The organism is Dyadobacter koreensis, from assembly GCF_900108855.1.
Classification (GTDB): Bacteria; Bacteroidota; Bacteroidia; order Cytophagales; family Spirosomataceae; genus Dyadobacter; species Dyadobacter koreensis.
This window is the reverse complement of the sequence record NZ_FNXY01000004.1, coordinates 242,059-256,021: the sequence shown is the minus strand read 5'-3', so window position 1 is coordinate 256,021 and position 13,963 is coordinate 242,059. Positions and strand designations below refer to the sequence as shown.

At 40.6% G+C, this 13,963-nt stretch carries 11 protein-coding genes; 3 read left to right on the top strand and 8 right to left on the bottom strand.

Annotated features, from left to right (window positions below):
* Positions 1-26 precede the first annotated feature (26 nt).
* The 7 genes from BMY70_RS13330 to BMY70_RS13300 all read right to left on the bottom strand — a co-directional run bounded on the left by BMY70_RS13330 (position 27) and on the right by BMY70_RS13300 (position 8,183).
* Positions 27-1,349: a putative porin gene (locus tag BMY70_RS13330; RefSeq protein WP_229209601.1), complete on the bottom strand. Its 1,323-nt coding sequence runs from the start codon at positions 1,347-1,349 to the stop codon at positions 27-29.
* Positions 1,350-1,955: 606 nt separating this feature from the next.
* Entirely contained in the window at positions 1,956-2,393 is a 438-nt protein-coding gene (locus BMY70_RS13325) for an SRPBCC family protein (protein WP_090335692.1), read from the bottom strand.
* A 73-nt stretch (positions 2,394-2,466) separates the two neighbouring features.
* Entirely contained in the window at positions 2,467-3,153 is a 687-nt protein-coding gene (locus tag BMY70_RS13320) for a helix-turn-helix transcriptional regulator (protein WP_090336478.1), read from the bottom strand.
* Between the two features lie 339 nt (positions 3,154-3,492).
* Positions 3,493-4,146 (bottom strand): NAD(P)-dependent oxidoreductase, encoded by a 654-nt coding sequence (locus tag BMY70_RS13315; RefSeq protein WP_090335691.1) that lies wholly within the window; start codon positions 4,144-4,146, stop codon positions 3,493-3,495.
* 69 nt (positions 4,147-4,215) lie between these two features.
* Entirely contained in the window at positions 4,216-4,626 is a 411-nt protein-coding gene (locus BMY70_RS13310; RefSeq protein ID WP_090335690.1) for an Rrf2 family transcriptional regulator, read from the bottom strand.
* Between the two features lie 251 nt (positions 4,627-4,877).
* Positions 4,878-5,303, bottom strand: a complete 426-nt coding sequence (locus tag BMY70_RS13305) for a DoxX family membrane protein (protein ID WP_090335689.1) — start codon at positions 5,301-5,303, stop codon at positions 4,878-4,880.
* Between the two features lie 705 nt (positions 5,304-6,008).
* Positions 6,009-8,183 (bottom strand): T9SS type B sorting domain-containing protein, encoded by a 2,175-nt coding sequence (locus tag BMY70_RS13300; protein WP_229209600.1) that lies wholly within the window; start codon positions 8,181-8,183, stop codon positions 6,009-6,011.
* A gap of 93 nt (positions 8,184-8,276) precedes the next feature.
* Here BMY70_RS13300 and rlmD point away from each other — a divergent pair, with 93 nt between their 5' ends.
* Complete coding sequence (gene rlmD / locus BMY70_RS13295) at positions 8,277-9,680, top strand: 23S rRNA (uracil(1939)-C(5))-methyltransferase RlmD (RefSeq protein ID WP_090335687.1); 1,404 nt, start codon at positions 8,277-8,279, stop codon at positions 9,678-9,680.
* Positions 9,681-9,831: 151 nt separating this feature from the next.
* On the opposite strand, the gene dnaB is transcribed toward rlmD, so the two are convergent.
* On the bottom strand, positions 9,832-11,460 hold the full coding sequence (dnaB, locus tag BMY70_RS13290) for a replicative DNA helicase (RefSeq protein WP_090335686.1): 1,629 nt from the start codon (positions 11,458-11,460) through the stop codon (positions 9,832-9,834).
* Between the two features lie 235 nt (positions 11,461-11,695).
* Here dnaB and BMY70_RS13285 point away from each other — a divergent pair, with 235 nt between their 5' ends.
* Entirely contained in the window at positions 11,696-12,643 is a 948-nt protein-coding gene (locus tag BMY70_RS13285; RefSeq protein WP_090335685.1) for a PhoH family protein, read from the top strand.
* Positions 12,624-13,958 (top strand): M43 family zinc metalloprotease, encoded by a 1,335-nt coding sequence (locus BMY70_RS13280; protein ID WP_177197019.1) that lies wholly within the window; start codon positions 12,624-12,626, stop codon positions 13,956-13,958. The genes BMY70_RS13285 and BMY70_RS13280 overlap by 20 nt, the downstream gene beginning before the upstream one ends.
* Positions 13,959-13,963: the final 5 nt, after the last annotated feature.

The window sequence follows — 13,963 nt, the reverse complement described above, 5'->3', positions numbered from 1 at the left end:
TGCAGCCATTTAAGTTTAGACAGGTGTTAAAAATTATATTGAACTCGGCAAGTAAAAACATCGTCCTGAGCATCCTCAATAAATCCTGGAATTTGTGATTTTTCGTTTTTTACATTTTCATAATAAAAAGTAAATTTTAGGGATTCATTTGCGCGATAAACGTAACCAAATCCCAAGGTATTGTATCGCAGATCGGCCTTGCTGAAACCGTTGGCAGGACTTACTTCCTGCCCGGCTACTTTTTTATTAGGGTCATACCAGTCATATTTTACCACAAATTGGTGATCCTCGCTGTTCAGATTTTGAAGAAAATAAAAGTATGCGCCATCAAAACTTCTGACATAAAGTGGAGCCTTCGAACCATTGATTGTGGGATACGTTCCCGGTGTTTCACTACTCAGTGCTGTGGCCGTCTGCTTTCCTTTTATATATTCTGCGCGAAATTCGGTCTGTCCGCGTTTGTTGGGAATGATCAATTGTGCATCTGCACCTGCATAGTTTCGCGGAGCCGCTTTTCCAAAATTTGTTCGCGCCGAATCTTTCACCATCACATTCTGATCCTTGATCTTGGTTACTTTGTAAATTACTTCCGACTGGCTTGTTATCCCACCGGCATATCCTGAAACGGCAGCAGAAAATAAAGCGCGTGAATAGTTACTAATCCGTATTGGCTTCATACTAAATTTCGCGATTACATCTTTGTGACTGTCATAATCCACCGGCCCCGACATTCCCTGTCCGTTAAAAATACCGATATCAAATTTGAAATCAGAACTTTTACCATTTTGATGGCGCTTGCTTAGCGTCAGCATAACGCCGATATCACGCTCCGTTTTCATTAAAATCTGAGACATTCTCCCACGTTCCGGAGTCTCACGATTGGCAGAAGAAAGGTTCACTTCGTATCCAAAAGGTCTCGCAAACATACCCGTTGTCAGCGCAAAAAGCTTGAATTTATTCTCGTAGAATCTACCCCAAAAATCCCGGATTACAACGCCTCTTTCTGTGCCGTCAAATTGAAAGACGAAATAGGAGGTAGGTTCCCCTTTTTCATTCAGGTGAGCGTAATCAACACGTAACCTGCCACGGCGAAGCATGAAACGGTTGTTAGAGAATTCTGAAAAATTGCCACCGGCAAAACTTTCAGCTCCTTTTTCTCCGATGTATTGAAATTGCGGTTGAATGTATCCACTGATTCTGACCCGGTTGTAACGCTCGTAGATTGATAACATTCCTTTTCCCATTTGGTTTGTGGTGTCCACAAGGTCCATCAAAAAGCGTTGGGCAATACTATGATCTGGTTTTAAAAATATAAACAAAAACAGGATTGAAATTATCCATCTTTTCATCAGCAACAAATTATCTTATATGGGTGGTGTCATTATGGTCTTATATTTTTTACAAGTAATTGAAAATCAACATACTGAAAAAATATAAGTATCAGTAATATAAAAAGTATAGAATTAAATTAAACTATATTAAGTTAACAAAGTATTATACTTTCTGTAATACAAATAAGTGTAGATCATATTAAAAGTTGTTTATTTTAGCTTGGCGTCAGATATAAAAGTCACAAAGAACTGTATTTAATGTGAATTATATGTTAAGTCAATATTAAATAAACATTTCTTTTTTCTGGATATTAGAAGAAGGGTCGAAGAGGTTTTTAGGCTGTTTTAAGATCACCCGGATCGCTCATTTCTTGTTTTTCCTGTCAGAGTAATGGTTTGTCTGTAAAATTTTGCAACGGATGTTTCGTATTTAGCGGTATTGACCCACTGGCAGGTATCCTTCACTTGCTTTCAGAAAAGTCAATTTATCAGCATCGGAGGCTAGGCAAATTCTATGAAAAAAGGATAAGAGATCTCGTTTTTGAGTAGCCAATTTTTGATACCAGGCTGAGATTACAGAAAAAGGACTTACGAAGCAGCTAACTCCGTAAGTCCCTTTGATTGTTAATGAGTTTTTAATTCCAGAATTTTTTTCAACTGAGTCAGTGTTGCCATCCAGCTCTCTTCAGTCTTAATTACTTTCTCTTCATCCTCAATATTGTCTTGTGTAACGGTCACGGTTGTTTCGTCGTCATAAGGAGAAATGTGGAAGGTTATATGAGCATAGTTATCTTCAAAATCATCAGTTCCGGAAATCGAACTCCAATAAGAATAACTAAGAACTCTCTCAGGAATAATATCCAGAATCACGCCCTTGTCTACATAAGGAACTCCTTCCCATTCACCGCGGAAAATAATTGGATCGTGAAGTTTCCACGTTGTTTCTGTTTCTGTTCCATACATATATTGTTTGATAATTTCCGGATCGATCAGCGCTTTCCAAACTTCGGAAGGGCTGGCAAAAATAGAAATGGAGGTTGTGGCTATGAGTTCTCGGTTCATGATTTCTTGTTTTTAGTTTATATTCTTCTACAAAATACAAAGAAAAATCATGCCATATACGGTTGTAATCGTGTTAAATCATTGACATCTGAGCGAGATAATCATTCAGGCTGATATGGTCGGATTTCCTGAAATGTATATTGGTTGAATGCAGGGTAATAATTCTGGACGCGCGAAAATCCCGGTACTCCTGGCGCTTCCAACACCAGGCGATCACATGCCAGTTCATAGCATAGAACAGCAATCCAATGGGTTCGACTTCCCGGATACTTAACTCATTGATATAATTTTGATAATCTAACCGGACGATTTTTTTGTTGGAAATCGCATTTTGCAGTTCTGACAAATAGGCGAAATCGTTTTGTAAAGTATCAGGCTTGAAAGTTTTGATCTGCTCGGAAAAATCGTTAAGAGAGTTTTTTTGTGATGTTTTTAGTACGGATGCCACTTTTTGAAGTGCCGTTTCGTAGTGTTTTTGAATAGAATTATCTGTAAAACGGTAAGCAATCGCACTCATAAGTGCCAAAGCATTAGCCTCTTCGGTAGTAAAAGTAACCGGCGGTAAAAAGTATCCCTGTACAATACAGTATCCCTTGTTGTTTTCAAAACTGATAGGAATACCAATTTCATCCAGCGCCCGTATGTCACGGTATACAGTGCGAACACTAATTTCAAAACGGGAAGCGAGCTGCTCTGCGGTGACGAACTTTTTCGACTGCAGTATCGTCAGGATTCCCAATAGTCGGTCTACTCGGTTCACTGTAAGAAAGTTTAGGTATTTGTAAGCCTGTAAAAAAACCAAAATTAATCAATCTGAAAGTTTTTTCTAACCCAACTTTTTATGTAGTAAGCCGATCTTGATATAACTTGTTGTCAAAGAGGCTAGTACGGCGAAATGGTTGATAACTGCCGCCTGATTTTTTTGACTTGTTAAACCAGGCGGCTGTAATAACGGTTAATAATATTCCGGTGTTGGAATGGCGTATCTTATCGATTTAAACCGTAGCAATGACACCGTTTTGACGAGTTACACACTTTTTATTTTTACAAAACTTCTTCTAAAATTAAACGAATGTCTGAGAATGATAATCAAAATAGTTTAATAGGCAGCTGTAAAACGTTTTTTTATAAAATTACCTTGTTCGAGTTCATCGACAATTGCAACCGCCAAATCTTCTACAGAAATAACACTGCGTTTATGTTCGTCAAAAACAGGATTTTCGAGCGATGTACGGTATGTCCCTTTACGAACTCCCGCAGTTCCCTGGTGCATTTCGATCGCGGGACTTACAAATGTCCAATCCAAATCAGTTTCGGTTCGGAGAATATTCAGATAGTCGCGTGCGGCACTGGCTCCTGGCTTGAAGGATTCAGGAAAGTTAGGGGTATCGATCAGTTGCAGACCAGGGGCAATTTCCAGACTTCCTGCACCACCCACTGTGATATACCGTTTGACGCCAGCGGACTTGGACGCTGCCTGAATCGACTTAGATCCCTGCAAAAACTCAGTGTAAATTTCAGGATTTGTCCACCCCGGATTATATGCGCTGATCACTGCATCATGACCCTTAAACTGAGCAGCCAACTTTTCAGTATCAAACACATCGCCTTTTACTGCAACCAAGGATGAGTCTGTTGTGGTGATTTTCGCCGGATCGCGTACAATGGCAGTTACTTTATGACCGCGATTTATCAGTTCTGTCAATAGGTGAGAGCCAACAAATCCTGTTGCTCCGATCAGTGCTACATTCATATATATAGATGTTTTTGTTTGAATATGTTTTATTACTGAAATAAAAAATGTTACAGTTTTAATCAAAAATTAGTCAAAATTTTTGCAAAATTCTGCCAGCGTCGATTTACCTAAACTAACAACTAATGCTCGTTCCGATTCTTTATAAAGTTCGTCGAGGTGCTGATTGATCTGTTGGCCAACGGGGCAATTAGGGTTGGGTTTATTTATTCCTTTACCCAGAAAGTGCTCTGGCCTGACTGCGTCATAGACGTCAGACATGAAAATGGACGTGGCAAGTTTTGCCAGTTTGCTGCCGCCAGACTTACCCTCCTTGCTAATAATAAGACCGTGCTTACGGAGATTAATAAGCTCTTTCCTGACCAGTACCGGATTAATGTTAATACTCCCTGCAAGATATTCAGAAGAGCACCAGTCGTCCTTGACAGCTTCAAGTAGCGTTAATATATGCACCGAAATGGCAAATCGTCCGTTGTTCATACTGTAACTTTATTTATTACAGTACAAAGATAATAGAATTATTTGACTATAAAAATAGTCTTCCGCACAAATCTAAATGACTTATTATAAGGGTATTGTAATTTCTATTAACAGTATATTTAGTGAGTTACATATGGATAAAAATTATATGAAATACAAAAAGTATTGTACTAACTATATTTAAAGTTTTTATAATTATATTAATGCTTTTTATACTTATTATAAATCCGTTGTGTAATATACTTTTTAAACTATTTATTAATCTGTAACCTGTTTCTTTCCAGAATCTTGTCAACAGCGATTGCATTGTACTGTTTTTCGAATGAGAGCAGAATCGAAAAAAAAGCGGTGTGAATAAGTTGTGAGGGTAAGGCGTCCCACGATTCAATCATCGTGGAGCCAAAGATAAGCGAGATCATGACCAATGCACCGGCGGTTAGTGCTTGTCTGGTAAATAACCCGAGAAGCAATAATGTGCCAACGATGAATTCAGCAACCGGCAACATATAACTAAATGGCGTTATGATGAAATCCGGCAACATGGATTTTTGAAATTGTCCTGCCATCCAATTGCTGAAGCCAGAAAGCTTCGGGAGTCTGACTAACCCGTGTCCAAACATGCTCATACCGACCGCAAGGCGCGCTGTAACAAAAGATAATTGGCGAGAAGATATCATAGATTAAAAGAATTATGATTTGGTAATTTATTTAATTTTATGCTTGAAATCAGGTTGTAAAACTTCATGCCGACTGGAAGTTTTAACGCTTGACGCCTTAGTTTCCTTTCTCTCTATGTTGCTATTGAGTTGTCCTTGAATACAAAATTCTCCAAAAATGCCTTTAATTAGATTCTGTATTCCTAAATATGTTGTGAGGACATTTTTGGATTAATCAAATAGCCTGGCATTCTGTTTTTCATTATCTGAAAATCTGTATGACAGCATCTATCTTGTTCTAAATATACTTGGAATATTATCAATATGTACTATTAGTATTATAAGTTTTAATATATTTAAAAAATAAATAAAAATTATTAGTACTAAAAGTATTAATTAATATAAATGTTTAATACAATTTAATAGTATTAAAAGTTAATATAGCTAAATTATTGATTTTTAGAAGTTTAAGTGTGAATAGTAGCTCTTGATAGATATATGGATATAGGTTTAACAAAATCGACACAAATTAATTTAGACCTCAATCATGATATAGTTTAATTGTATTATTCGAGCCTGGTTATCTCGTTATAATGAGTTTATAGTTTTTAAATGCAGATACTTTGCTAAGTTCGGCGACACGTTTTCATATTGGCAGTTAAGATTTACAATTGTTCAGAATATAACTATTTATTGAAGAGCTTTTTTGAGGTTAAGCATTGGAAATCATTTTAAGACAGTTAACCCGCCTTTGAAAGATTTCTGGGTATATTGAACAACGTAGAAATAATATCCAGCGGAGATAGTGTTTGGGCACCAGTTCTGATCTTTGTTTTTTGAATAGTATACCTGTTTTCCCCAGCGGTTAAAAATGGTGATATCCGTGAACTGGTCATTACAGGAGCCCTCGGGAATTTCGTTAAAAATTAAACAGTCATTTTTCCCATCACCGTTCGGTGTAATCACATTGGGCAAATCAATGGTCATTTTTGCGGTATAGTCACTTAATTGTATCGTGACGGAAGTGGTGTCGGTCGCTGCCATACAACTCTTGTCCTGTGTAATAAAATCGACCGTAAAAGTTTTATTGGAGTCGCCATTCATTATCCTGCAATCAGGAGACCAGGAGAATTGAGAAGAAATTTGTTGCACCCCGGATTTATTTCCAAAAGACATACCGGCATCAGTGAGATTAAAACCTCGGCCCTGTGCTGTTAGTATAATTGTGTTCGTATCAGAATCTATGGCGGTGACGTCAAAAGTGATTCCGTCGGAAGACGGGAGAGCGTATGATACTGTCGGCATATTTAGCGATGTCGAAACGGATGGAGCGGAGTTGGGGGATTCGTCGATGATGAAATATATGGTCTTTGAGCCGGGCAACGGATTTCCCGCACAGCGCAAGTCATTTGCAGTGAAATCGACTTTCAGCGTATCGCCCTTATGTGCGTTGCAGGGAGGAAGCCAGCTGAATGTCTGCTGAACAGATGCCTTACCTCCAATCGTATTAAAGATCATAGCCATGGAGGCGAGTGAAAAATTCTGCCCGGCGCCAGCTAATGTGAGGCTATCCGCGTCGGGATCTTTTCCAAAGACTGTGAACGACACCGGAACACCGGCCGTTGCATGTACAAAATCGCCTGGTAGAGATGTGGTCACAACCGGCTGATTATTTTCTGGGCCTTCACGGCGGATGTAGATAACAAGTGTATCTGTAAGCGGGACCGGACAACTTTCATCCTCGGCGATCAATTCGATGCGGATGGGGCGGTTGTCGTAGGTAGCAAAACATTCGTCAAGGCACACTTCAAAACGCATGGTGTCGTTCGCGACGGTCGTGCGATACTGTGCCGGAAGTATCGAAAAATAGTTCTGGCTGTGATCAATGGCACGTCCGGTAACCTTCAAAAAGTCGTTGACAGTCGGATCGGTCACCATCACTTCAAAGCAATTTGGGTCTTCTTTTTTTATGGTGACAATTTCGTTACCATTGTAAAAATTACTTTTACCTTTTTCTTTAAAAAGCAATTTCGGCTCATCCATTTTGGGACAGTCAACAACCCGTAGCTGAAAGTCGCGCGTGAGTGTTCCGATTTTTACACCATTTCTGTATTCATCGACCTGAACGGCGAAAACATACAAACCAAGATTTCCGGGGGTAACTGAAAGCATGCCCGTTCTAACGTCGATAGTCAAAGGTTTCGGGCCTGGGATGATATTTTCGTTGGTTACTCCGTCGATCCAGTTCAGCGTTGGGTAATTCGATGAACCAATCGCCTGAACGCTTGGCTGATCTTTCGTTGAAAAGCCTTGCATAGGGGTTATCAGCCGATAGGATAAACTATCGCCATCTGCGTCTGTTCCTCCAAAATTAAAAAAGAAAGGTGAGTTGACGCAGGCGTAATCTCCTTGAATGACGGAAAATTTTGGAGAAGAATTATGAAAGGTTACGCCGTTCTTGACGATTGGGGGAAATTCGAGATAAAATAAACTTCCGGCGTCTCCTGGGGATTTGATATTGGTAATCGTTCCGTTTCTGCAACATCTGTCCCAGACCATATAATATCCACCGGAATCACTAAAATCTACATTTTCGAGCCTTATATCGGTTGCGTAAGTTATCTGAATTGTTTCTGTTGAGGCGATTCCGCAAAGTGGATTTGTGTAAGAGACCGATTTTCGTTCTATTTTTGGGAGCCGAACAAAACCCATGGCAGCGTTATCGCGCTTTCGAAAGACATACACAGCGACCTGATTGTCCTCCGCGCCGGGATTGCCGTTAAGGGCATCGAAATACATGGTAAGCCCAATGTTATAGTTATAATAACTATTTTTGTTCTCGCTTATAAATAATTGCCCACCCACAATATGTGTGGCCCTCGCTTCGATTATGCACAGCATAAGTACGAAGGATAAAATCAATCGGTTTTTCATGACGGGCGTTGCGATAAAAGTTATGCGATAGTATTAGATTTAGAAATAAAATAAAAGAAAATGTCAAAGGGTACCAGGTATGAATACGTTGAAATTACTGATTTCGCGGCAGAAGGTAAGTGTATTTATAAATCGGAAGACGGAGTAGTTTTTATAGAAGGAAATGTTGCGCCGGGAGATATTGTGGATCTCGAAGTTGTGCGAACCAAAAAGAAATTGAAAGAGGCGGTTGTCACGAAAGTACATTCTTATTCTTCGTTACGCACGCAGCCGTATTGCCAGCACTATACGGTTTGTGGAGGATGCAAATGGCAGCACATCGATTATGAACACCAATTACGATTTAAGAGACAACAAGTCGTTGATCATTTTCAAAGAATTGGAAAGATCAAAAATGTCGAGATCAACCCAATTTTGGCTGGCCCTAAAACTGAATATTACCGGAACAAACTGGAATTTACTTTCTCGAATTATCGCTGGGTAACAAAAGAGCAGCTCGATACAGGAGAGAAATTTTCAAGGAACGCATTGGGTTTTCACGTTCCAAAACGTTTTGATAAAATCTTTACAGTGGATACCTGCCATTTACAGCCGGATCCGTCGAATGCCTTGCGAAACTCACTGCACAGGTTTGGCGAGGAGCAGCAGATTCCCTACTACGATGTAAAGTACAATGTAGGGACGCTGAGAAATCTGGTTGTTCGCACGGCAAATACGGGTGATATCATGGTAATCGTCCAGTTTGGTGAACAGAATGATGAGGCTATTGAAAAGGTGATGAATTTTATGAAAGATAATCATCCTGAAATTACTTCGCTTAATTACATCGTGAATCTGAAAGGAAATGATTCTTACCAGGATCAGGAAGTGATCAATTTTGCAGGTGAAGCGACGATCAGAGAAACGATGGAAGACCTGACGTTCTTGGTTGGTCCTAAGTCATTCTATCAAACCAACTCGGAACAAGCTTATAATCTTTTCAAAGTTACAAGGGATTATGCCGGGCTGACGGGTAATGAATCTGTTTATGACTTATATACCGGAACCGGAACGATTGCAAATTTCGTGGCACGTCGAGCAAAGAAAGTTGTAGGTGTCGAGTATGTGGAAGCCGCGGTTCAGGATGCCAGAATTAATTCTGCATTGAACGGTATCACAAACACAGAATTTTTTGCCGGGGATATGCGCAGAATAATGAATGAAGGCTTTCTTGCAAAACACGGAAGACCTGACGTGATCATCACAGATCCGCCTCGTGCAGGTATGGACCAACCGGTTGTGGAAACGATTTTGTCAGCTGCTCCGGATCGAGTTGTTTACGTAAGCTGCAATACGGCGACACAAGCACGGGATTTGGCGCTGATGTCAGAAGATTATGAAGTTACAAAAGTGCAGCCGGTTGATATGTTCCCCAATACGCATCACGTAGAAAACGTGGCTCTTCTAATTAGAAAAGATCGGTAAATTTCTGTTTTGGGAATAGTATTATTTTAATAGTTCCCTTAAAAAAATTCGGTTTTTTATTCAAATTGATTGGATTTAATTAATAAATATAAAAGTCGCCGGAATCAGGATTCAGGCGACTTTTATATTTATTGTTTATTCTATTTTGGGATTAAAAAGGAGGCTCGCTGTCGGGGCCTTTGTAATCAAAATTACTTAGATCATTAGCACGACTTCTCAACGTTCCTCCACCAGAATTTGGTGCCGCGTTTGAAGTTCTGCTTTGGCTTTCAAACGAAGAAATTGGATTAGGATTATTGATGGGACGGTCTGTTACAAACGGAGCCGGAGCAAATTGCGAATCCAGATCCGCGAACTTGGTATACTTACCAATAAATCTCAATTGAATTGTTTCCAAAGAACCAGCCCTGTTTTTTGCAAGAATTACCTCACCGACACCCGCAACAGAATTACCTGTCTCGTCTTCGGTAATTCCGTAGTATTCAGGTCGATACAGGAATATTACCATGTCGGCATCCTGCTCGATCGATCCCGATTCCCTTAAATCGGAAAGCTGAGGTCTTTTTTCACCGCCACGGGTTTCAACAGCACGACTTAACTGGGAAAGTGCAATTACCGGCACATCGAGTTCCTTTGCTAGGTTTTTCAACGAACGTGAAATCATTGCAATTTCCTGTTCACGGTTACCAGCACCCTTTCCACCCGTATCGCCTGTCATCAGCTGCAAGTAGTCGATTACGACCATCTGGATATCGTGCTGTGCCTTCAAACGGCGACATTTTGCCCGTAATTCCAATATAGAAAGGGCAGGAGTGTCGTCAATATAAATGGGAGCGTTTGTAAGTCGGTGAATACGATGGTGAAGCTGTTCCCACTCATGCGGAGCCAGACTTCCCTTACGAATTTTCTCACTATCGATTTCCGCTTCGGCGGAAATCAGACGATTTACCAGCTGAACTGAGGACATTTCCAGGGAGAAGATCGCCACGGCCATATTGAAATCCACCGCAGCGTTTCGAAGCGAGGAAACGACAAAGGCCGTTTTTCCCATACCCGGACGAGCCGCAAGGATTACCAGTTCCGTCTTCTGCCAGCCTGATGTAACGCGGTCAAGTGCGCTGAAACCGGATGGAACACCTGTTAATCCGTCCTTGTTATTTTTTTTCTGGTCAAGTTCTTCCAATGCCTGGCGCATCAGAGAACCCATATCAGAATAATTCTTCTTAATATTTGACTCTGAAATTTCAAACAGAGCTTGCTCGGTTTTGTCAAGAAGTTTAAAAACATCCGTTGTGTCTTCAAATGCTTCCCGCTGAATTTCAGAGGAAATCGTGATCAGTTCGCGTCGGATAGATGCCTGGGTGATAATCCTGGCGTGGTACTCAATGTTCGCCGCCGAGTTGACTTTCGAGGTAAGGCCTACGATATAAGACGACCCGCCTACGAGTTCAATTTCACCAGTGCTCCGTAACTTTGAAATCACGGTCAGCATATCAATTGGTTCAGAATCTGCAAAAAGCGTAAGGATAGCCGAATAGATTCTCTGGTGAACGTCTTTATAAAAACTTTGTGGTCTTAATATATCTACAACGGCCGTAAGTGCGTCTTTCTCGATCATTAAAGCACCAAGTACTGCCTCTTCCAGATCGATAGCCTGGGGAGGAAGTTTGCCGTAATTCTGCTCAAAACTTTGCGCACGGGAAGCAGCTGGTTTCCTGTTAGAAATACCTGATTTAGTACCTGTCTTGCTGAATTGATTTGTCGATTTGTCATTTTCCATGTATGACAAAATTAATCATAACAGGGCTGTGAGAAAAGAAACTGACGACAAGTATTTTTTTTAATTACCGGAAAGTTGTCTGTCATGCTGAGTATGAAAGAGTTGATCAAAATATATTTATTTTACGATGTTAACTTTGGTACGGAATTTTTAATTTGTGCATCGTAATAGATTAAATCTTGGTTATTATTACTAAATTTTAGAGCAATTCCTTAAACACTAAACGATCATTCATTTGCTAGAAAAAATTATCACGCTCGAAGACGTCTCAATGGTCGATTTTTTGGGCATTCATAATTCGAATATTAAAGAAGTATCCGCGGCTTTTCCAAAAAGCAAAATTATTTCTCGCGGGAATGAGATCCGGATTCAGGGCACTGCGCCTGAAATTATGCGAATCACCGATATTCTTGAATCCTTGGTCGCGCATTATCAGAAGTACGGAAAAGTTACGAACGAAAATGTTAAAGTTTATTTAAACGGAATTTCCAAGCCAGCTGTCCAGAATGCTGAGGATGATGCGGATGTGATCATCTATGGAAACAAAGGCTTGGTTGTAAAAGCAAAAACAGCGAATCAGAAGCTATTGGTTGAGGCGGCAGCAAAATTTGATCTGGTGTATGCGGTTGGGCCTGCGGGGACTGGGAAAACATACACGGCCGTGGCCATCGCTGTCAGGGCACTGAAAAACAAAGAGGTACGTAAGATTATTATCACACGTCCGGCTGTTGAGGCAGGAGAAAACCTTGGGTTCTTGCCAGGTGATCTGAAAGAAAAAATAGATCCTTATTTACGGCCGATATATGACGCGCTGGATGATATGATCGCGCCGGAAAAGTTGAAACTTTATCTGGAAACACGTGTCATTGAAATAGCTCCGCTTGCCTATATGCGTGGTAGAACGCTTAATAATGCGTTTATTTTGCTGGATGAGGCGCAAAACACGACGCCGATGCAAATGAAAATGTTTCTTACCCGTATGGGGCCGAGCTCAAAGGCGATCATCACAGGTGATAAATCTCAGATAGATCTTCCGAAAAACCTGAAATCAGGTTTGATAGACTCGCTTGCCGTTTTAAAAGGCATCAAGGGTATTAGTTTTGTGGAGTTGGATGGTTCGGACGTTGTACGCCACCGTTTGGTCAGGGATATTCTGGCTGCTTATGAAAAATCAGAACAGTAACCGGAAAGTTTTTATAATCGTGGCGCTTCTGGGAATTTTTATTCCCGGGAGCGCTTTTGCGCAAATAGCGGATTCGCTCCTGATACGTTGCGTAACGCATGAAAGAGAACTTTATAAAGAGAAACACAGTCCTGGTTTGCAACGCGACCGGATAAATACGGAGAATGCTATTCAGGAATTTCTGAAAAATAATCGTTCTCAGCTCCGGATAGGTGCCTTGAATGAGGTCATAAGAATTCCTGTCGTTGTTCATGTGGTGCATAACCGTAGAGATGGCCTGATTGGAGGACTCGACAATCCGAATATCACCAACGAGCAAATCAGAAGCCAGATCGCTGTGCTCAACGAAGATTATCGAAGAAAAGCCAATACCCGGGGTTTTAATTCTGACCCGGTAGGTGTGGATACTGGCATTGAATTTTTTCTTGCAGAGTTTGATGAAAATGGTAAAAGTACAACTGGCATTACCAGAACGCAGTATTTAACAAAAGATGGTTTCAATCCCATCACGGATGATCAACTCCTTTCGAGCCTTGTATACTGGCCATCGGACAAATATTTGAACATCTGGGTATGCAGGCTCACCGGCACCTATCTTGGTATTGCCCAATTTCCATCTGTTGAGGGAATTGATGGTTTAAATACCAGGAATGAAAACTACGAGCGGACCGACGGAGCAATTATCGATTTTCGGTATTTCGGTAGGAATGCAGCAGCAAATTCCAGTCAAATTTATAATCTTGGCAGGACCACAACGCACGAAATCGGACATTGGCTAGGCCTGATTCATATCTGGGGTGATGCCGTATGCGGTAACGATTTTTGTGATGATACTCCCCCGGCAGAAGGCTCCAATCAGACCAGCGTATGTACAGATAAATATTCAAACTGTTCTGGATTCAGGACGAGGAATATGATTGAAAATTATATGGACTATTCGCCAGATTCCTGCATGAATATCTTCACAGGAGACCAGCTTGGACGTATCCGGGCGGTTTTGGAATTGAGTCCGCGACGAAAAAAACTGGTTGAATCCGCAAAAGAGGGCAGACTGGACCCTTCCGAAAATTTAGTCGTTGAAGTTTTTCCTAATCCTGCCAGCGAAGAGGTCAATGCCAATATTCGATTTGCAGATTTTCAGAATTTCTCATTATCCATTTATGATCAAAGAGGAAATCGCCTGGAAACTCAGGAGTATAACGATGTCTGGAGCAGGCGTGTGACGCTCGATATAAATAAATTTAATACTGGATTATACTTTTTCAAAGTGACCACCGATAAAGAAACCGTCACAAGGAGGTTTGTAATTAAATAACAAAA

Excerpts from the sequence above, each read along its gene's own strand:
- rlmD (WP_090335687.1), top strand. The coding sequence starts at position 8,277 with ATGTCAAAGGGTACCAGGTATGAATACGTTGAAATTACTGATTTCGCG.
- BMY70_RS13300 (WP_229209600.1), bottom strand. The coding sequence starts at position 8,183 with ATGCTGTGCATAATCGAAGCGAGGGCCACACATATTGTGGGTGGGCAA.
- BMY70_RS13305 (WP_090335689.1), bottom strand. The coding sequence starts at position 5,303 with ATGATATCTTCTCGCCAATTATCTTTTGTTACAGCGCGCCTTGCGGTC.
- BMY70_RS13315 (WP_090335691.1), bottom strand. The coding sequence starts at position 4,146 with ATGAATGTAGCACTGATCGGAGCAACAGGATTTGTTGGCTCTCACCTA.
- BMY70_RS13280 (WP_177197019.1), top strand. The coding sequence starts at position 12,624 with ATGAAAAATCAGAACAGTAACCGGAAAGTTTTTATAATCGTGGCGCTT.
- BMY70_RS13330 (WP_229209601.1), bottom strand. The coding sequence starts at position 1,349 with ATGAAAAGATGGATAATTTCAATCCTGTTTTTGTTTATATTTTTAAAA.
- BMY70_RS13310 (WP_090335690.1), bottom strand. The coding sequence starts at position 4,626 with ATGAACAACGGACGATTTGCCATTTCGGTGCATATATTAACGCTACTT.
- dnaB (WP_090335686.1), bottom strand. The coding sequence starts at position 11,460 with ATGGAAAATGACAAATCGACAAATCAATTCAGCAAGACAGGTACTAAA.
- BMY70_RS13325 (WP_090335692.1), bottom strand. The coding sequence starts at position 2,393 with ATGAACCGAGAACTCATAGCCACAACCTCCATTTCTATTTTTGCCAGC.